Raw genomic sequence first — 18,281 nt, forward strand, 5'->3', positions numbered from 1 at the left:
GGAAAAGGTGATTACGCGATATCGATGGACTCGATAACAACGTCCTCGTGCGGACGGTCCATGCGGTCGGTATCAACCTTGGCGATCTTGGATACAACCTCCTGGGAGGCGGCATCGGTAACCTCACCAAAGATGGTGTGGTGGTTGTTCAGGTGCGGGGTCGGCGCCACGGTGATGAAGAACTGGGAGCCGTTGGTGCCTGGGCCAGCATTGGCCATGGCCAGCAGGAATGGGCGGTCGAACTGCAGCTCCGGGTGGAACTCGTCCTGGAACTGGTAGCCCGGGCCACCGCGGCCGGTGCCGGTAGGGTCGCCGCCCTGGATCATGAAGTTATCGATGATGCGGTGGAAGATTGCGCCGTCATAGAACGGGCCGGACTGCTCGCCCTTTGCGTTCTGGGTGGAGTAGTCCTTCTCGCCCTTGGCCAGGCCGATGAAGTTTTCAACGGTTACCGGTGCGTGGTTACCGAAGAGATCGATAACAATGTCGCCGTAGTTGGTATGCATCGTTGCAGTTGCGGTCTTCTGAGTCATGCCAGCCATTGTAAAGAATTTAACGCGCGCCTGCCGCGCATGACATAACGCTGTCAGCGATCGCGCTAGCCTGAAGGCATGATTCGCGCGCTACTTTTTGATCTGGATGACACCTTGCTCGACCACACCGGCGCGGCCCGGGACGCAGTGGATCAGTGGTGCCGCGAACTAGGACTGCCCGAGGGCCAGCATGCGCGCTTTGCGGCCATCGAGCGCACCTGGTTCAGCGCCTACGAGCGCGGCGAGGTCACCCACCAAGGCCAGCGGGCGGCACGCTGCCGCGAATTCCTCGGCCGGGAGATGAGCGATGCCGAGGCGCTGGCCGCTTATGACGGCTATCTTTCCGCCTACCGGGAACAATGGCGCGCCTTTTCCGACGCCCTGCCCACCCTCACCTGGGCCCTCGAATCCGGCTTTCAGGTGGGCGTGCTCACCAATGGCGAGCGCGAGATGCAGCAGGCCAAGCTGGAGGCCACGGGCCTTGCGCTTGCCGACGTCCTCCTCATCCCCACCGTCGACCTTGGCTGCCCCAAACCGCAGCGGGAGGCCTACCTCGCCGCCTGCGATCAGCTGGGTGCGGCCCCCGCAGACACGCTCATGGTGGGCGATTCCCTAGCCAACGATGTGCAGGGCGCGCGCACGGCGGGGCTGCACGCGCTCCACCTCGACCGTGCGGGGAATGGGGATCTGCGCTCGCTTAGCGCGCTGAAAGAGGTTCTCCCCCGAAAAGCCAGCTGACCACGAGGGCGCCCGGATCGATTACTCCCTTGCTGCGATCTCCCAGGTAGGAGGCGCGACCCCTCTTCGCGGCGAGGTCCTCGGTATCGAGGGCTCCGGCATGGGCAGCTGTGAAAAGCGCCTGCAGAGTCTCCGCATCCGGATCCTTCGCCCCCAGTTCGCGGGCCTTTTCTGCGGCAGGGATGAGGGCATCGAGCATGGTGCGATCACCGCGCTGGGCGCCACCAAGCTCGTGGATGAGGTCGGCCGCGGCAGTAAGTCCATCCGCCAGCGACTCCGCCCGGGCCAGCTCAGTAAAGAGCGTGCCGAAGACGGCCCCGGAGGTACCGCCGGCGAGGACGAGCAGGCGCTTGGCCAACCCGGTGAAGATTTCAGTATCCGTGCCGCGCAGGGGAAGCTCGATGCCGCCAAAGGCCGCCTCCATGTTCTGGCCAAAGTCGCCGTCGCCGGCTTTGCGGTCCAGCTCAGTAAGCGCCTCGAAAGAGGCTTGGAGACGCTCCACAAAGGCGGTGAGCCACTGGTTCTCCTCGCCCTCGGTAGGAAGTTCATCCTGGAAGGTGATGGTGGCGGGTTCTACCGCCTTCGCGCGGCCCAGGGCATGGGGCCAGGCAGGGGCGGCAGTGGGGGCGTCGATAAGCTCGAGCAGCTCCGCATCTGCCTTGAGCAGAGTAAAGGAAGCACCGTGCATATTGACTGCGGTGACATAGGATCCCACCAACGACCGGGCTACGGTGACGCCTCGCTGGGCCAGCTGCGCGGAGGCCTCGCCAAAGAGCAGGCTCAGCTCCAGCGGGGTGGTGCCGCCGAGGCCATTGACCAGGCACACCACCTCATCGCCCTGTCCCAGCTCAAGGGCGGGCGCGATCTTATCCAGGACCTGGTTCACAATGGCGCTCGCGCTACCCACCTGCTCAGTGTGCGTGCCCGGCTCGCCGTGAATGCCCACACCCACCTCCATCTGGCCAGCATCCAGATCGAAGGTCTCGCGGCCGGTAGTCGGCATGAAGCCGGCACCCAACGCCACGGACATGCTGCGGGAATTATCCGCGGCACGCTTGCCCAACTCAGCAACTGTGTCCACGTCATCGCCGCGGTAGGCAGCAGCGCCTGCAACCTTTTCCACCAGGATGGTTGCGCCCGTGCCGCGGCGGCCGGGCCCGTCCTCATTGCCATCGGTGGCAATATCATCGGCCACCAGCACCGTGCGGGTGTCTACCGCCTCGGCGGCGTTGCGGGCGACGGTGAAGTTCATGACGTCACCGGTGTAGTTCTTCACCACGTGGACTACTCCCCTGCCCTGGTCAGCCCACTGGGTGGCCTCGCTGACCTGGACCGCGTTCGGGGAGGTAAAGAGCAGTCCCGGGCAGGCCGCTGCGAGCATGCCCTGGCCGACAAACCCGGCATGCATCGGTTCGTGACCGGAACCGCCACCGGATATCACCGCCACTGCTGGATCACCGTCTGCGGTGCGCAGTGGCGTGGTGCGGCCGATGAATCCGACGTCGTGCCATCGGGCATCGGGGTGGTTGGCGATGAGCCCGGCAAGGGCATCAGAAAGGAAAGTATCTTGGCTATTGCGGAATGCGGAGTGGTTCATACCCCCACGCTAGTGATGTTCCTAACCTAGAAGCTAGAACGAGAAAAGAAACATATCGGTTCCATTCGGACACCCAGTGGATTCGCAGCTACTTTGCAGTTTGCGGAGGATACTAAAGGAACCACTAAGAAAGGATCCGCACATGGATTTCTTGTCCTCCCTCCACAACCTCATGGACGCAGGCTCGCTGCTCCAAAGCTTTGGACCCTATATTCTGCTCGGCGTCGCCGTCGTCATCTTCATCGAATCCGGCGTGCTTTTCCCCTTCCTACCGGGCGATTCACTACTCGTTACCGCGGCCATCCTGCGCCACGAACTCGACATCAATGCCTGGCTGCTCTTTGTTGTGGCAGCAGTGGCTGCCTTCGCGGGCGACCAGGTGGGCTTCTATTTAGGTCGCCGCTTCGGGCGCAAACTCTTCAAGGACGATGCCCGCGTCCTACGCACTGAGCACCTTGATAGCGCGGAAGACTTCTTCCAGCGCCACGGCCCGGTGGCCCTGGTATTAGGCCGCTTCGTTCCAATCGTGCGCACTTTCGTCCCCTTCGCCGCCGGCACTGCAGAAATGGGCTACTACTCCTTCCTGCGCTGGAATATCCTCGGCGGCATCGGCTGGGTAGGCTCCATGCTGCTAGTCGGCGTACTTTTGGGCGGCATCCCGGGCATCGCTCACTCCATCGACATCATTATGCTCATCGTCGTGGCAATTTCCGTGCTGCCGATGATCATCGGGTGGATCAACAAGCGGCGCAAGGCAAAGCGCGAAATCCCGACCAGGTAAGGCCTTTTTGCCCATTTCCCCGCCGGGATTCCGTGTGATTATGAGGCTTTAGAGGGAATCACGTACCTCATCGCGGGCCAGCACCATATTGCGCAGGGAGGCCTCGGTCTCCTCGTAGCCGCGAGTCTTAAGGCCGCAGTCCGGGTTGACCCACAGGCGCTCGACCGGCACGTGCTTGAGCGCGGCGCGGATGAGCTCGGCCATCTCCGCTACGGAAGGCACGCGCGGGGAGTGGATATCGTAGATGCCAGGGCCAATCTCGGAGTGGAAGGTCTCGTCGATGTCCTCCAGCAGCTCCATGCGGGAGCGGGCCGCCTCGATGGAGGTGACATCGGCATCCAGGCCGGCAACGGCATCAATGATTTGGCCGAACTCGGAGTAGCACAGGTGGGTGTGGATCTGGGTGGTCGGCTTGGCCTCGAGGGCTACCAGGCGGAAGGAGCGCACGGCCCAGTCCAGGTACGCCTTGCGGTCTTCCTCACGCAGAGGCAGCAACTCGCGCAGGGCGGGCTCGTCGATCTGGATGATATCGATGCCGGCCTCTTCCAGGTCATGCACCTCATCCGCCAGCGCAACGCCGAGCTGGTCCGCGGAGACGGACTGGTGTACGTCATCACGGACGAAGGACCAGGCCAGAATGGTCACCGGGCCGGTGAGCATGCCCTTGACATGGTGCTCCGAGAGCGACTGGGCGTACTTGGACCACTCGGTGGTCATCGCAGCCGGGCGGGAGATGTCACCAACCACGATTGGCGGACGGGTGCAACGGGAGCCATAAGACTGGACCCAGCCGTTTTCGGTGGTGACGAAGCCATCGAGCAGCTCGGCAAAGTACTGCACCATGTCATTGCGCTCCGGCTCGCCGTGGACGAGGACGTCGAGGCCGAGGCGCTCCTGCAGCTCAATGACGGACTTGACCTCGTCCTTGAGGGCGGCGTTGTAGTCGGCGTCGGAAAGCTCGCCCTTGCGGTGCGCCGCACGCGCCTGGCGGATCTCCTTGGTTTGGGGGAAGGAGCCGATGGTGGTGGTTGGCAGCTGCGGCAGGCCGAGTTCCTTCTGCGCCTCGTTGCGCTCGGCAAAGGCGGGCTCGCGCTTGACCTCGCCGGCCGGCAGCTCCTCGATGCGCGCCTTCACCGCCGCGTTGTGGATGCGCTCGGATTCGGCACGGGTGCGCACCGCGCGGTCGCTGATGCTATATGCCTCCGGTGCCTCCAGCGGACCTTGGGAGAGGGCGACGACTTCCTTGACCTTCTCGTTGGCGAAGGAGAACCAGGTAGCGACGTCTGCAGGCAGCTTGGTTTCTGCCTCCACGGTGTGCGGCACGTGCTGCAAGGATACGGAGGTCGATACGGACAGGGAGTCGAGGCTGCCCTCCAGGTCCTCGTACTTGGAGCGCAGGTCGCGTAGGTTGGCGGCCCAGACATTGCGGCCGTCGATAAGGCCGGCAACTACGTGGGACTTCAGGTTCTTCACGCGCTCGAGGTAGCCCTCGTCGAGTGCCAGGGTTCCTACGGAAAGGTCCACCTGGACGGCCTCTGGCTTGAGCTCCGCCAGAACGTCGAGGCCCTTGCGTGCAGAACCGTACGGGGTGGTGAGGTATACCTGCGGGCGGTTGTCCGCGGCCAAGATGGTCTCATAGGCGCGCTTGGTATGGGCGGCCAGTTCCTCATCATTGGCAACGGTCAGGTCTGCTACCAGGGCAGGCTCGGCCAGCTGTACCCACTTCACGCCGGACTTATCCAGCTCGGCCAGGACCTCCTGGTATGCCTTGACGGCATCATCCAGGCGGTCGAGCGGAGACTTGGTAGCACCCTCTGCCTGCTTAGACAGGGCCAGCAGGGTAACCGGGCCGACGAGGTATGGGCGCACGGTGTGGCCTGCCGCGCGGGCCTCTTCTACCAGCTTGATAACGCGCTGCGGGTGCGCCTTGAAATCTTGGTCATCGGCGATTTCCGGGACGATGTAGTGGTAGTTGGTATCGAACCACTTGGTCATCTCCAGCGGCGCGGTGTCCTTATTGCCGCGGGCCAAGGTGAACTCATCATCCAGGGTCTCGCCGGCTACGGCACCTACGGTCAGTGCGGTCTCGAGCACCTGGTCGTAGTAGGCGACGTCGGCAGGAATGGCGTAGTCCTCAGTAAGGCCCAGGTCGCGCAGGCGGTTATAAGTATCCAGGCGCAGGGAATGTGCGGCGGACTCGAAGGTTTCCGCATCGATGCGGCCGGCCCAGTAGGATTCCAGCGCACGCTTGAGTTCGCGGTTGGCACCGACGCGAGGGTAGCCCTCAATCGTCGCCTGAGGGAAATTAGTGTTCGTCATTGTCTACTCCGATTCGAGATAACAGGTCTTGCGTAATGTCCGGGTTGTTGTGGGTATAGATATGGAGGCCGTCCGCGCCGCCGGCCACGATGGTGCGAGCCAATTGGGCGGTAAGATCCATGCCGATTTCGTATTCCTCTTCTGGGGTTGTCGCTGCCGCGAGCTGAGTACGCACCCTCTCGGGTACGGTCAACCCGGACAGCTGCCCCATTCGCTCCAACCGGCGCAGGCTGGTCATGGGCATAATCCCCGGAATGAGGGGGATCTTCACCCCGGCTAGCTTGGCTTTTTGGGCGAAGCGGAGGAAGTCCTCGGCGTCAAAGAAAAGCTGGGTGATGGCGAAGTCCGCGCCGAGGCGCTGCTTATTGAGCAGGACGTCGAAGTCTTCGTCCTCATTCTTGGATTCGGCATGGCCGCTGGGATAGCACGCCACGCTCACCGCGAGGCGGCCGGCAGCAAAGCGGGCGGCTTGGTGGCTTTCCAATTCCCGGATGAGGCGAACCAGTTCATCGGCATGCTGGAAGTAGTGCTCTGGCATGCCCCCTTCGGGGAGGTCACCCCGCAGAGCCAGCAGGCCGCGCACGCCGGCATCCACCAAGCGATTAATCCACCCGATGAGCTCGTCGCGCGTCCCGGCCGTGCACGCTAAGTGCGCCAGGGGGCGCATAGAGGTGTTATGCGAAATCTTCTCAATGAAGGCCGCGGTTCCCTCCAACCAACCGGAGCGCTGAGAGCTGGTCACAGCGATGTAATCGGGGTGATAACTTTCCAGGACTTCTAGTAAGCGGTCGATCTTGGCGGCATCGGCATCGTGGCGCGGCGGGATTACCTCGAAGGAAAGGGCGAGGCGCTCAGGCACATGGGATTCCTCTTCGCTTTCATAATCCAAGGGCGCGGAAGCCGAAAGTCGCGGGCTCATGGTCACCTCCTTTGCTGGTCGTCGTTGGTGTGTTGAGAAAAACGTACCAAGCTGTTCAGTTTGCACGGTAGCGATTGTGCAATGGTGATACCTTTGCAAGCCTGCAAACTGCGAGGTTGACGAAAAATCAGGTGAATAATAATCGTGGATTCTGGACCAAGCGGTCTATTTCTAGCGCGTTCCCGCTGCACCCCGCGACGCCAACGGTGGTACACCGCCCAGCACGTCACTATGCTGGGTGAAAGCGAAATGATAAATCTGAGTTAAGGAGTGTTCCACCCCATGAACCCCACCACGCTGAACGTGGCCTTCAAGACCGCATCGAACCTGTGGAGCCAGTTCAATAACTACCGCGAGGAAAAGTCCCGCGAGGCCTACACCGCCCTGGAAGAGGCCGCACAGAAGATGGACGAGCGCGATAACAGCGCCTTCGCCGAGCCGCGCCGCCAGGCAGGCGCCGTTACCCGCGCCGCACACTCCCGCCTCGAGCGCGCCCTGGAGGAGTTCAACGACTACCGCGAAGACGCCACCGAGCGCCTGAACGACGCCAAGGAAGAGGCCACCAAGAAGGCTAAGAAGGCCCGCAAGCAGGCAAAGAAGGATTCTCAGAAGGCCCAGAAGAACCTCAAGAAGAAGTCCGCCAAGGTAGCCAAGAAGCAGAAGAAGAATAAGAAGTCCTCTAAGGGCTGGATCTTCGCCGGCATTATCGCCCTGCTGTCCGCTGCAGCCGGTGGTGTCTACTACTGGCTGCGCTCCAACGACAAGGCGTCCCAGACCCCGCCACGCGTGGATGATTTCCAGTCCGATTCCCACACCGCTCCGGAATCCACCTTGGTCTACACCTCCACCAGCGAGAATGACACCCAGTCTGACCTCGTTGAGGAAGGCGCCGTACGCGATGAGGAGCTCCTCGGTTCCATCGATGAACAGCTGGCCAAGCACCGCGAGGAAGAAGCAGCTCAGCCGGCCGATACCACCCGCGTTACCGATGACCACCAAAACGAGGGCAAGCACCGCCTGTAAACCTAGGAATAAATACGCTTACCACCCCGCCGTGGGGGTATGCGTAGCGTTGTCTAGATCTCATTGCTTTGCCTAAACAAAAGTCTCTTGATTGAATTCCCACATTAGGGATCTTTCTACAAGGAGATGAACAATGAGCTTTGAGTCCCTCACCGTCAAGCTCAAAGACGGCTCAACGTACTACTTCCCGGCGGGCGCGGTGTCCAAAGACCCTTCCTCTCGCGTGGACAACCTGCGCTTCGCCATCGATAACGGAACCACCTTCCACTCCGTGGATGAGGCCGGCATCGAGCGCGAGTTCAACGGTCACGACGTCCGCAATTACCACCTAGCCTAAGCGCTAGCACAATCCTCTCCCCGCAGGTCACCAGCCTGTGCGGAGGGGATTTTCGAATGCCCACCCCACGCTGCTGCCCCTCCGTCTATCGTGGATCTTATGGAACTTCGCGCAACGCAGGAATCTGACCGCACCTACCTCGCCCGCCTCAATTTCCTTACCGATACTTTCGGTGACGAGCACGGCGAGCTCTCCCCCGACTTCGCCGATGATTTTGCCTTCTACGTGGAAAATTGGGATCCCAACCAGGGCGGTTTCATCGCCTGGCAGGAGCTCGTCCCGGCGGGCGGCGTGTGGCTCAACTGGGGTACGGAGGACAATCACGGCTTTGGCTTTGTCGAGCCCGCCATTCCGGAGCTCGCCATCGCGGTCGAGGCCCGCTTTAAGGGCCAAGGCATTGCCACCGCGCTTATCGACGCCGCCATTTCCCTCGCCCAGACCCTTCGCGCCCCCGGCATCTCGCTAGCCGTCCACCCCGATAATCCCCGCGCCAAGGGGCTCTATGAGCACCTCGGCTTCGAGCACGTGGGCAGCCACGAGGATCACTTTGTAATGGTCAAGCGCTTCTAAAGCAAACGCAGGCGGGCGTGGGTGACGTAAATCGGCTCGTTATCCACGGCCGTCTTAAATTCCTCGGTCAGGCCAGCCATAACCGCTTCACGCGCGTCTTCGCGGGTGCCGTGAAAGCTCACAACCTCGCCATCCACCGCGGCCTCGCCGCGCTTGCGCACCACAACGAATTCCGCGCCCTCCGGCGCCGCAACTTCCTTGTCTGCGGAGGTGAAGGGATCGCTGTAGCGAGCATTGGCGGTCATGGTTGGTCTCCTGGTGGTATCGCGGGACAGTACTGATTCCCCATTCACTGTACTGAAAGTTTCTCCCCCGCGACCTTGCGCACTTCCGCCCTCTTCTTTCGCCGATCACGATTTTCGTCCATATAAACCGGCACAGCCGCCGACGGAAACCACGGTTTGTATGGACGAAAATCGCTAAATCAACCCCCTGAACCCCTCCACATAGAAAAAGTCCGGCCCCTCCGAAGAGGAAGCCGGACTTCATGCTGTGGAGCATAGGAGAATCGAACTCCTGACCTTCTGCTTGCAAAGCAGATGCTCTACCAATTGAGCTAATGCCCCAGTGCCTAAATACTTTACTACCGCAGGCGAAGTAACTCCAAACCTGAACCACTCAGATCACTTTGGCCACTTTAGGCATGTCCTATCACTTCCGTAACACGCAGGCGCTAGGGTCATGGGCACATCGTGTCCAATTTCCCTCATCCTTAGGAAGACTATGCGCCGCATTCTCACCTCCGCCCTCACCGTGCTCGTCGCCGCTGCCGTTCCGGCGGCCGCTAACGCACAGTTGCCGCAGATTCCACAGCTGCCTGCATCCTCCAGCTCGAATATCCAAGACGAAATCAACCACCGCATCGAGGACGCCCGCGCGCAGGTCGAGGACATCTCCTCCAATGCCTTCCCGCACAAGGCTCCTAAGCAGAAGGCGCCCACCCCGGCCCAGGAGAAGAAAACAGCGCAGCGCAATAGTGGTGGCGTCGACTGTGCCAACTGCGTAGCTATCACCTACGACGATGGCCCAGGCGCCGAGACCAACCGCCTGCTGGACAAACTCAAGGCCAAGAACGCGCATGCAAGCTTCATGGTTCTCGCCCCCAGTGCTGAGCAGCACCCTGAGCTCCTCAAACGCATGAAGGCCGAGGGCCACACCATCGGCAACCACACCAAGAGCCACCGCCAACTCAACACGCTGTCCCCTGAGCAGGTATCCCAGGAAATCGACGCCGGCAACGCCGCTATTAAGAAGGCCACCGGCCAGGGGACGCGCTGGGTACGCCCGCCCTACGGCGCTACCAACGCCACCGTGGATCAGGTAACCCGCGATAAGGGCGTCTCCCAGGCGCTATGGGACGTCGACACCGTGGATTGGAAAGACCGCAACTCTGAGCACGTCTGCTCCTCGGCCGTGCAGGGCGCCCGCGCCGGCTCCATCGTCTTGATGCATGATATCCACCCCACCACCGTGGACGCTGCCGATTGCGTCATCGATGGCCTACGCGCCAAGGGCCTCGAACCTGTGAGCCTGGATCGCCTCCTGCGCACCCCTGTGGCAGGTAAGCGCTACTACGCTCGTGGTTAATGATTGATTTTGCCCTGACTGCCGACGCCGTCGCTCCCCAACTCCTCGGCTGCACCCTCACCCATGCCGGGGTGAGCATCCGCCTCACTGAGGTCGAGGCTTACCTAGGCGCCGAGGACTCCGCGGCACACACTTTCAATGGCAAGACCCCGCGTAATGCGGCCATGTTCGGTCCGCCGGGCAGGTTCTACGTCTATATTTCTTATGGCATCCACCACAACGTCAATATCGTCTGTGCCCCTGAAGGCACTGGCCAGGGCTGTCTGCTGCGTGGCGGTGAAATCATCGAGGGCGCCGACACCGCCTTCGCCCGTCGTGGCACCTCTGATTTTCATAACCTCGCCCGCGGACCGGGAAACCTCGGCAAGGCCCTCGGCTTCACGCTCGAAGACAACCACCAACCGATTCAGATTGTAGAGCGAACATCCGAACCAGAATGGGTACGCGGACCGCGTATCGGTATCTCCAAAAACCAGGAAGCGGCCCTCCGGTTTTGGATCCCCTTCGATAAAACCGTCTCGGGCCGCCGCGGCTATCCCAAGAAATAGCCCTGCTAGGTCCGCTAGCTAATAGCGCCCGCCGTAGCGCTCATCATTCTCGATGGCCCTAATGATCCGCTGATTAATCTGCAGCATCTGGCGAATCTGCGTACGGGTGAGGCTATCCATTACGGACTTGCGCGCCTGCTTAGCGTGCCCTGGCGCAGTCTCAACTACCTTGTCCCAGCCGTTATCCGTCAGCTGTGCCATGGTGGTGCGTCCATCAGTCGGGCACGGCTGGCGCACAACCCACCCCTGCTTTTCTAGGCGCGTAACGACCTGACTCAAACGAGACAAAGAGCCATTGGCGGTAATCGCCAAATCACGCATACGCATTTCGCGATTCTCCGCCTCAGATAGCCGCGAGAGCACTGTGTACTCAAAAAAGCTCAGACCTGCGTCATCACGCAGCTGAGCATCCAAAATATTGGTCAAGCGAATATTTACGCTCATTAGAGACATAAATGATGCCAGTTCTTCATCATTTAGCCAGAAGTCATCGCGCTCAGTCATGAGATTTATCTTAACAACAAGGCTTTGATTCTAAAGTGACTCGTCACTGTCCTAAACTCCAAGGCCTTAGTGCCCAGAGGACGGATCGATCGGCCGCTGTGCTCTCGGCAGCTTTTCTACCACCAAACGGTAGGAATCCGTGACTAACTCCTCTATCAGCTGTTGGTGCAGTTCTGCGTGTGGGTAGACGGAAACCCAATGCCGCTTATTCATGTGGTAGCCCGGCGCAATGAACGGATACTGCTGCTGTAGCGCTTGGCAATCCTCCGGCTCGGCTTTAATGATCATTTGCTGTTGACCTGTCACCGCGGTCAACAACAAGAAAACCTTGCCGCGCACTTTGAATACTTCCCAGTCGGGCCCGAAAGGATGCTGTACCTGCGAGCCGAGCATCTCTTCGGCGCGCTGCCGTGCAACTGTGTAGATGCCACTGCCATCCATCATCGGCTCCCTCTTCGAGACTGGCTTAGTGCTGTCTTCAACGATATCGTCCATCCAAACCTCGGTTTTCGTCGACGGTTTTGCCGGTTTATATGGACGAAAATGGTGATCCGAGAGGAGCGCTCGCCATTGTGGCACTTCTCAGAGTTCCTGGGAACGACCGCGGAAATGAAAAATGTCCGGCCCCTCCGAAGAGGGAGCCGGACTTCATGCTGTGGAGCATAGGAGAATCGAACTCCTGACCTTCTGCTTGCAAAGCAGATGCTCTACCAATTGAGCTAATGCCCCATTGTTCCGTGGTGGGCCTAGCTGGAATCGAACCAGCGACCTCATCGTTATCAGCGATGCGCTCTAACCGACTGAGCTATAGGCCCTTGTGCGGAACGAGAATTAACTCTACATACTATCCCCGGATTTACACAAATCGCCTGCTCAACAGATATTTCTTGCAACTCAAAAGGGGGAAATATTCGCACGGAAGAAAGAAAATGCCGGCACCCGAAGGTACCGGCATCTTCAAACGCAAGAGAGGCGCTAGCGGTTGTCTAGGTCGACCCGCAGGCCACCAAAGACGTCCACGATGGCGTTGTAAATAACCGCCATCAGTGGTGCCAGCAACGTAAGGAGAACGGCGAAAATAACGCCGATGAGCGCGGAGGCGGAGATAATGACACCGAAGGTGACCTCGAATCCGCCGCCCACGCCGCCGACGAGGCTATTGAGCGATTCCCAGATGCCCACCTGGTTCAGGCCGATGTAGAGCAGGCATACGGCCAGCATCCAAGCAATGAGTCCGACGAGTGACAAGGCCAGACCAACGCGGAACGCGGAAGTGGGCGAGATTCGCGTAATCGTTACGTCTCGTCGTGCCATTAATTACTCCTCATCCTTGGAAGCATCGCCAGCCTTGTGCTCCTGCTGGACCTCATCCACGGTCTTTTCGCCCTTGGCTACAGCCTGAGCGTCTTCCTCACCATCTTCTTCGACGTTGCGGTCGATGGCAAGCAGTTCGACGTCGTCGGCCAGGTTCACCAAGCGCACACCCATGGTCGCACGGGAGGATGGACGAATCTGGTCCACCTCGGTGCGGATGACGCCGCCGGCGGAGGTGATGGCGAAGATCTCGTCATCCTCATCGACGGAGATGGCGCCGATGAGCTTGCCGCGCTTCGGGGTGTACTTGAAGGTCATAACACCCAAGCCACCGCGGCCTTGCGGGGTGTATTCCTCAATGGCGGTGCGCTTGCCGTAGCCGCCAGAAGTGGCTACCAAAAGGAACTCGCCATCGTGGACCACGGACATGGATAGCAGCTGGTCATCGCCGCGGAAGCGCATGCCCTTCACACCGGCGGTAGCGCGGCCCATGGGGCGCAGCTGGTCGTCGTCGGCAGTAAAGCGGATAGCTTGGCCCTGCTCGGAGGTAAGCAGGATGTCATCGCCCTCGGAGACGAGCTGTGCGCCGATGAGCGCATCGCCCTCGTTGAGGTTGATGGCGATAAGGCCAGCGGAACGCGCGGACTCATAATCGGTCAGGCGGGACTTCTTCACGCGGCCCTGCTGGGTGGCGAGGACCAGGTAAGGAGCGTCCTCGTAGGACTGAATCTGGATGACCTGCGCGATCTTTTCTTCCGGCTGGAATTCCAGCAGGTTAGCCACGTGCTGGCCGCGTGCGGCGCGACCGCCCTCTGGCAGTTCATAGGCCTTGAGGCGGTAAACACGGCCGAAGTTGGTAAAGAACAAGATCCAGTCGTGCGTGGAGCAGACGAAGAAGTTCTTCACAATATCGTCCTGCTTGAGCTCAGCGCCGCGCACGCCCTTGCCGCCACGTTTTTGCGCCTTATAGGAATCCACCTTGGTGCGCTTAGCGTAGCCGGTAGAGGTAATGGTGACCACGACGTTCTCGCGGGCGATGAGGTCTTCATCGGTGACATCGCCGGTCGCCGGAATAATTTCGGTGCGGCGTTCATCGCCATACTTATCGACGATCTCGGCCAGCTCATCGTGGACAATCTGGCGCTGGCGCTCCTCGCGGGCGAGGATATCCTTCAGGTCGGCGATTTCGCGCTCGATCTCGGCCAACTCGTCGATGATCTTCTGGCGCTCCAGTGCAGCCAGCTTGCGCAGCTGCATGGCTAGGATGGCATCGGCCTGGATATCGTCGACGTCGAGAAGCTCCTTCAAGCCTTCGCGCGCCTCGTCCACGGTGGGCGAACGGCGGATAAGGGCGATGACCTCATCCAGCATGTCCAGGGCCTTGACCAAACCGCGCAAGATGTGGGCGCGCTTCTCGGCCTCGTTCAAGCGGTACTGGGTACGGCGAACGATGACCTCGATCTGGTGCTCCACGTAGTAGCGCAGCATCTGATCCAGGCGGAGGGTGCGCGGCACACCGTCAACAATGGAGAGCATGTTGGCACCGAAGGAAGTCTGCAGCTGGGAGTGCTTGTAGAGGTTATTGAGCACCACGCGGGCCACGGCGTCGCGCTTGAGGGTGACCACAATGCGCATGCCCACGCGGTCGGAGGACTCATCCTCAATCTTGGAAATGCCAGCAATCTTGCCGCTGGCCACGGATTCCGCGATATTGGAGATGAGGTTATCCGGGTTGACCTGGAACGGCAGCTCGGTGATCACGATGGTTTGGCGGGATCCAGACTCCTCGATGGAGGTCACACCGCGCATGCGGATGGAGCCGCGGCCGGTGGTGTAGGCATCCTTGATGCCCTGATCACCCACAATGAGGCCAGCGGTGGGGAAATCCGGGCCCTTGACGCGTTCCATGCAGGCTTCCAGCGCAGCCTCTTCATCGGCGTCTGGGTTATCCAGCATCCAGTAGATGGCCTCGGCCAGCTCGTTAAGGTTATGCGGCGGGATATTGGTGGCCATACCCACGGCAATGCCGCCAGAACCGTTCATGAGCAGGTTCGGAACGCGGGATGGCAGGACGTCTGGCTCGCTGGTCTTGCCATCGTAGTTGGGCGAGAAGTCCACGGTGTTCTCGCGGATATCGCGCACCATCTCCATGGCCAGCGGGGTGAGCTTACACTCCGTATAACGCATTGCTGCCGGGCCATCGTTACCGCGGGAGCCGAAGTTACCCTGACCATCTACCAGCGGATAGCGCATGTTCCAGGACTGGGCCAGACGCACCAAGGTGTCATAGATGGCGACGTCACCGTGCGGGTGGAACTGACCCATGGTGTCCGAGACCGGGCGGGCGGACTTCACGTAGCCGCGCTCCGGGCGGTAACCGGAATCGAACATCGCGTAGAGGATACGGCGGTGCACCGGTTTCAGGCCATCGCGCACCTCCGGCAGGGCACGGCCGACGATGACGGACATGGCGTAGTCGATGTAACTCGACTCCATCTCCTCATTAATGTCAATGGGAAATATGCGATCAAAAAGATCGTCGTTATTGTCACTCATAACCCCAAATTCTACCCTCTAGCGCCTTTCAAGACTCGAATTGCCGCACGAGTGGTATCACCGTGGTATCACTTGAGGTATGGCGATGACATTGCGGCTTACGGACGAACAGGATCACGCGCTGACGCTGCTGGCCTCCGCGCAGGGCACCTCCAAGCACGAGGCGGTGGTGCGCGCCATCGTTGCGGCCGCAGCCCGCACGCTTGCCGACGCCCACGTGCAGTCCACCGCCCGCGCCCTCCTCCCCGGCCGCACTGAGCTGGAGGCGGAAATCCGCCGTGCCCGGCCCGCACAGTCCTAGGCAAGCATGACTACTGAACAGCTCTACCTCTTAGCCCGCGAATTTTGCGCTCGTTTTAACGTCCGCATCACCAACTTCGCCGCCCTGGCGGCCGCGGCGGCTGCGAGCACCGCCAAGGTGGAAGGAATAGCCATTCATGACAACCACCGCGATGCCGCCCGCGCCATGGCGGAGGTATTAGCCCGCGTGCCAGCGCTTAACGGGTATAACGCAGAGTTCGCAAAGTTCAGCGCGCGCGTCTACCTTAGTGTTAAAGAAGTTACCTAAGTTACTGGGGATAGTGACCCAAGAAAGGAACTACCACCATGTCCCGCTTCAAGAAGATTGCCGCCTCGAGCCTGACCGCCGTAGCGCTAGCTGCCACCGCCGTCACTGCTCCTACCGCCACCGCCGCTGATGCCGATTCCTGGCAGGAGAACGTAAATCCGGACTTTCAGCCGGGCGAGGCCGGTGGTTCCTCTACTGGTTCTTCCCAGCTAGACCTCACCTTGATTATCACCGCAGCGGCCGCGGGCGTCACCGCACTGGCCAGCGCAGTAGCCCTCTATTCCCCTAATGTCGATTTGGAGAAGGCGGCGCGCGATGCTGGCTTGAACCAGATCGCCGATCAGATTGCTGCCATTCAGGCCAGCCTCCCTAGCCTGCCGGGCCAGCCCGCCTAACTCGCGTAAGGTGGTGCAGCATGGCACATCTTTCTGAACTTATGTCAGGTCCGCAGCGAACTGCGGTGATTAACGATTGCGGCGAGCTGGTTGAGGGGGTCGTCGCCAAGCAATCGGGCATTACCGGAATGGCGCTCAAGGGCGCCGTCGCCGCCGCGAAGAAGGTCGATTCCGCCATCATTACCAAGGCCCTAGGCCGCGTGCTACCGGATATCCTCCACGCTTTAGATCCGCACTGGCAAGAGTTTGCACGCAGCTCCGAGCAGGATTTCGGTTCCTTCCTGGAGCCCCGCAGCGCCCAGGTGAGCGATTCCATCATGTCGGTGGCCGATAAGCATGCCGAGCAGATTAACTCCCCCGCGCTGTCTAAGCCTTATAACTCCTTGCGCGGTAAGGCCTCGAAATTCCTCACCCCTGCGGTCCCGGATTTCGGCCGCGTGCTGCAAAAGCACATGTAGCCTCCGCACGCTTGAACCTAAATCAAACCGCAGAGTATAAGTGTGGAAGTGACTACTTCCGCAGCTAACCAAACCGAGTACCCCGCCGGCCAAGATCCCGCCCGCTGGCGGGTGCTTATCGTTTTGCTCACGGCGCTCTTCATGTCCCTGCTGAGCGTGTCCATCGTGAACGTAGCCCTGCCCTCTATTCAATCGGGCCTGGGAGCCTCTGAGTCCGATGTGCAATGGGTACTCTCCGGCTATGCGCTCACCTTTGGTGTCATCCTTGTGGCGGCCGGCCGTGCCGGAGATCTCTTCGGCCGCGGCGGCATCTTTCTAGCAGGCATTGCTATCTATTCCCTCAGCGCCGCCGTCGCCGGCTTTGCCCCCAACGCGGAGGCACTCAACGCCGCCCGCTTTATCCAAGGCATAGGCGCTGGGCTGCTCAATCCGCAGGGCGTGGGAATGATCCAGCAGTACTTCCGCGGTCCGGAACGCGCCCGCGCCTTCGGCTACTTTGGCTCCACGGTAGGCATCGCTGTGGCTATCGGACCGGTACTGGGCGGCCTGCTCATTCGCCTCGGCGGCGCGGACCTAGGTTGGCGGCTGACCATGCTGGTCAATTTCCCCGTCGGCCTTATTGCCATCATCTTAGGATTACTGTGGTTTCCGCGGCCGCTGTTTTCCCGCGTGCGTGATGAAAATGGCAATAAACTGGGCACCTTCAAGGCCCTTGCCACCCTGGATCCCATCGGTGCGGTGATCCTCGGTGCTGCAGTGTGGGCCATACTCTTCCCCTTCATGGAATCGTCCGCTTCCCCGGCCGTGTGGTGGCTCCTACTGCTGGGCGCCGTCCTCCTTGTGGGATGGGTGCTATGGGAGCGCCGCCACAAGGCCACCGGCCATCCGCCAATGGTGGATGTCACTATCTTCGCCACCCCGAGTTTTCGCAATGGCACCATCATCGCCACCTTGTGGTTTATGGGTATTACCAGCATTTGGGTGCTCGTGGCACTCTACTTCCAAAGCGGACTCGGACACTCCGCCCTGGCTGCCGGATCCGTAGGCATTCCGGCTGCCTTGTTGAGCTCCATATCTGCCACACTGGCCGGTCGATCCGTTTCCGTTTATGGGCGCAAGGTCGTGGTACTTGGCATGCTGGTGACCATCTTCGGTCTGGTGGCCACAATTGCGCTTATCTGGGCCACCGAGCAGTGGGGAGCCAGCGAATGGTGGATGGTCCTTTCGCTGACCTTTGTTGGCGGCGGCCAAGGCTCGGTCATCTCCCCCAACCAAACGCTCACCTTGGCGCACGTTCCACAGGCCTACGCCGGATCGTCCGGCGCCGTCCTCCAAACCGGCCAGCGCATTGGTACGGCCATTGGGCTTGCCGTTATTACGGCCATCGTTTTTGCCACCTTGCACGGCACAAGCGCGGACTGGCCGCTGTCCATCATTGCCGGCTTCGGCGTCATCCTCGCCATGTGCCTCGCTTCCCTAGGATTCGCCGTAGCGGATCAGCGCAGCTCCCAGGCGTAGGCCCGGCGCTTTCCGA

21 protein-coding genes and 3 tRNA genes are annotated in these 18,281 nt (G+C 60.7%); 12 read left to right on the forward strand and 12 right to left on the reverse strand.

Features of this window, described 5'->3' with window-relative positions:
- Positions 1 to 11 precede the first annotated feature (11 nt).
- Positions 12 to 542: a peptidylprolyl isomerase gene (locus LG376_RS03810; RefSeq protein WP_005326254.1), complete on the reverse strand. Its 531-nt coding sequence runs from the start codon at positions 540 to 542 to the stop codon at positions 12 to 14.
- A 69-nt stretch (positions 543 to 611) separates the two neighbouring features.
- On the opposite strand from LG376_RS03810, the gene LG376_RS03815 reads away from it, so the two are divergent.
- A complete protein-coding gene (locus LG376_RS03815) occupies positions 612 to 1,271 on the forward strand; it encodes an HAD family hydrolase (RefSeq protein WP_225746198.1) in 660 nt (219 codons plus the stop codon).
- On the opposite strand, the gene LG376_RS03820 is transcribed toward LG376_RS03815, so the two are convergent.
- Positions 1,231 to 2,868, reverse strand: a complete 1,638-nt coding sequence (locus LG376_RS03820) for a dihydroxyacetone kinase family protein (RefSeq protein WP_225746199.1) — start codon at positions 2,866 to 2,868, stop codon at positions 1,231 to 1,233. The two genes, LG376_RS03815 and LG376_RS03820, sit on opposite strands and share 41 nt — an antisense overlap.
- Before the next feature lie 142 nt (positions 2,869 to 3,010).
- On the opposite strand from LG376_RS03820, the gene LG376_RS03825 reads away from it, so the two are divergent.
- Positions 3,011 to 3,649 carry a DedA family protein gene (locus LG376_RS03825; protein WP_225746200.1) on the forward strand — a complete coding sequence of 213 codons (639 nt, stop codon included), beginning with the start codon at positions 3,011 to 3,013 and terminating at the stop codon, positions 3,647 to 3,649.
- A 48-nt stretch (positions 3,650 to 3,697) separates the two neighbouring features.
- On the opposite strand, the gene metE is transcribed toward LG376_RS03825, so the two are convergent.
- Positions 3,698 to 5,968: a 5-methyltetrahydropteroyltriglutamate--homocysteine S-methyltransferase gene (metE, locus tag LG376_RS03830; protein ID WP_225746201.1), complete on the reverse strand. Its 2,271-nt coding sequence runs from the start codon at positions 5,966 to 5,968 to the stop codon at positions 3,698 to 3,700.
- Entirely contained in the window at positions 5,955 to 6,887 is a 933-nt protein-coding gene (locus LG376_RS03835; protein ID WP_225746202.1) for a methylenetetrahydrofolate reductase, read from the reverse strand. The genes metE and LG376_RS03835 overlap by 14 nt, the downstream gene beginning before the upstream one ends.
- 282 nt (positions 6,888 to 7,169) lie before the next feature.
- Here LG376_RS03835 and LG376_RS03840 point away from each other — a divergent pair, with 282 nt between their 5' ends.
- From LG376_RS03840 to LG376_RS03850, 3 genes are all read left to right on the forward strand, one after another.
- Positions 7,170 to 7,910 carry a hypothetical protein gene (locus LG376_RS03840; RefSeq protein WP_225746203.1) on the forward strand — a complete coding sequence of 247 codons (741 nt, stop codon included), beginning with the start codon at positions 7,170 to 7,172 and terminating at the stop codon, positions 7,908 to 7,910.
- A gap of 133 nt (positions 7,911 to 8,043) precedes the next feature.
- Complete coding sequence (locus LG376_RS03845; protein ID WP_005326240.1) at positions 8,044 to 8,247, forward strand: hypothetical protein; 204 nt, start codon at positions 8,044 to 8,046, stop codon at positions 8,245 to 8,247.
- A 99-nt stretch (positions 8,248 to 8,346) separates the two neighbouring features.
- Positions 8,347 to 8,817 carry a GNAT family N-acetyltransferase gene (locus LG376_RS03850; RefSeq protein WP_225746204.1) on the forward strand — a complete coding sequence of 157 codons (471 nt, stop codon included), beginning with the start codon at positions 8,347 to 8,349 and terminating at the stop codon, positions 8,815 to 8,817.
- Here LG376_RS03850 and LG376_RS03855 read toward each other — a convergent pair.
- Positions 8,814 to 9,062 carry a hypothetical protein gene (locus LG376_RS03855; protein WP_225746205.1) on the reverse strand — a complete coding sequence of 83 codons (249 nt, stop codon included), beginning with the start codon at positions 9,060 to 9,062 and terminating at the stop codon, positions 8,814 to 8,816. The two genes, LG376_RS03850 and LG376_RS03855, sit on opposite strands and share 4 nt — an antisense overlap.
- Before the next feature lie 248 nt (positions 9,063 to 9,310).
- A tRNA-Ala gene (locus LG376_RS03860) sits at positions 9,311 to 9,383 on the reverse strand.
- A gap of 157 nt (positions 9,384 to 9,540) precedes the next feature.
- Here LG376_RS03860 and LG376_RS03865 point away from each other — a divergent pair.
- Complete coding sequence (locus LG376_RS03865) at positions 9,541 to 10,404, forward strand: polysaccharide deacetylase family protein (protein WP_225746206.1); 864 nt, start codon at positions 9,541 to 9,543, stop codon at positions 10,402 to 10,404.
- Complete coding sequence (locus tag LG376_RS03870) at positions 10,404 to 10,952, forward strand: DNA-3-methyladenine glycosylase (protein WP_225746207.1); 549 nt, start codon at positions 10,404 to 10,406, stop codon at positions 10,950 to 10,952. Before LG376_RS03865 ends, LG376_RS03870 begins: the two co-directional genes overlap by 1 nt.
- An 18-nt stretch (positions 10,953 to 10,970) precedes the next feature.
- Here the strand turns inward: LG376_RS03870 and LG376_RS03875 are convergent, their stop codons facing one another.
- The 6 genes from LG376_RS03875 to gyrA all read right to left on the reverse strand — a co-directional run bounded on the left by LG376_RS03875 (position 10,971) and on the right by gyrA (position 15,326).
- Complete coding sequence (locus LG376_RS03875; RefSeq protein WP_225746208.1) at positions 10,971 to 11,456, reverse strand: MarR family winged helix-turn-helix transcriptional regulator; 486 nt, start codon at positions 11,454 to 11,456, stop codon at positions 10,971 to 10,973.
- Between the two features lie 66 nt (positions 11,457 to 11,522).
- Positions 11,523 to 11,951 (reverse strand): MmcQ/YjbR family DNA-binding protein, encoded by a 429-nt coding sequence (locus LG376_RS03880; protein ID WP_225746209.1) that lies wholly within the window; start codon positions 11,949 to 11,951, stop codon positions 11,523 to 11,525.
- Between the two features lie 161 nt (positions 11,952 to 12,112).
- A tRNA-Ala gene (locus tag LG376_RS03885) sits at positions 12,113 to 12,185 on the reverse strand.
- 9 nt (positions 12,186 to 12,194) lie between these two features.
- A tRNA-Ile gene (locus tag LG376_RS03890) sits at positions 12,195 to 12,271 on the reverse strand.
- A 160-nt stretch (positions 12,272 to 12,431) separates the two neighbouring features.
- Complete coding sequence (locus LG376_RS03895; RefSeq protein ID WP_049378050.1) at positions 12,432 to 12,770, reverse strand: DUF3566 domain-containing protein; 339 nt, start codon at positions 12,768 to 12,770, stop codon at positions 12,432 to 12,434.
- A gap of 3 nt (positions 12,771 to 12,773) precedes the next feature.
- Positions 12,774 to 15,326: a DNA gyrase subunit A gene (gyrA, locus tag LG376_RS03900; RefSeq protein WP_225746210.1), complete on the reverse strand. Its 2,553-nt coding sequence runs from the start codon at positions 15,324 to 15,326 to the stop codon at positions 12,774 to 12,776.
- Between the two features lie 79 nt (positions 15,327 to 15,405).
- On the opposite strand from gyrA, the gene LG376_RS03905 reads away from it, so the two are divergent.
- The 5 genes from LG376_RS03905 to LG376_RS03925 are packed head-to-tail and all read left to right on the forward strand — an operon-like array spanning position 15,406 to position 18,265.
- On the forward strand, positions 15,406 to 15,627 hold the full coding sequence (locus LG376_RS03905) for a hypothetical protein (RefSeq protein WP_049378052.1): 222 nt from the start codon (positions 15,406 to 15,408) through the stop codon (positions 15,625 to 15,627).
- A gap of 6 nt (positions 15,628 to 15,633) precedes the next feature.
- On the forward strand, positions 15,634 to 15,894 hold the full coding sequence (locus LG376_RS03910; RefSeq protein ID WP_225746211.1) for a cell filamentation protein Fic: 261 nt from the start codon (positions 15,634 to 15,636) through the stop codon (positions 15,892 to 15,894).
- A 38-nt stretch (positions 15,895 to 15,932) separates the two neighbouring features.
- Positions 15,933 to 16,289 (forward strand): hypothetical protein, encoded by a 357-nt coding sequence (locus LG376_RS03915; RefSeq protein ID WP_225746212.1) that lies wholly within the window; start codon positions 15,933 to 15,935, stop codon positions 16,287 to 16,289.
- Between the two features lie 20 nt (positions 16,290 to 16,309).
- Positions 16,310 to 16,747, forward strand: a complete 438-nt coding sequence (locus LG376_RS03920; protein ID WP_225746213.1) for a hypothetical protein — start codon at positions 16,310 to 16,312, stop codon at positions 16,745 to 16,747.
- A 42-nt stretch (positions 16,748 to 16,789) separates the two neighbouring features.
- Positions 16,790 to 18,265, forward strand: a complete 1,476-nt coding sequence (locus LG376_RS03925; protein ID WP_225746214.1) for an MFS transporter — start codon at positions 16,790 to 16,792, stop codon at positions 18,263 to 18,265.
- Positions 18,266 to 18,281 lie beyond the last annotated feature (16 nt).

It is taken from the genome of Corynebacterium sp. Marseille-P4611 (genome assembly GCF_916618765.1).
GTDB lineage: Bacteria > Actinomycetota > Actinomycetes > Mycobacteriales > Mycobacteriaceae > Corynebacterium > Corynebacterium marquesiae.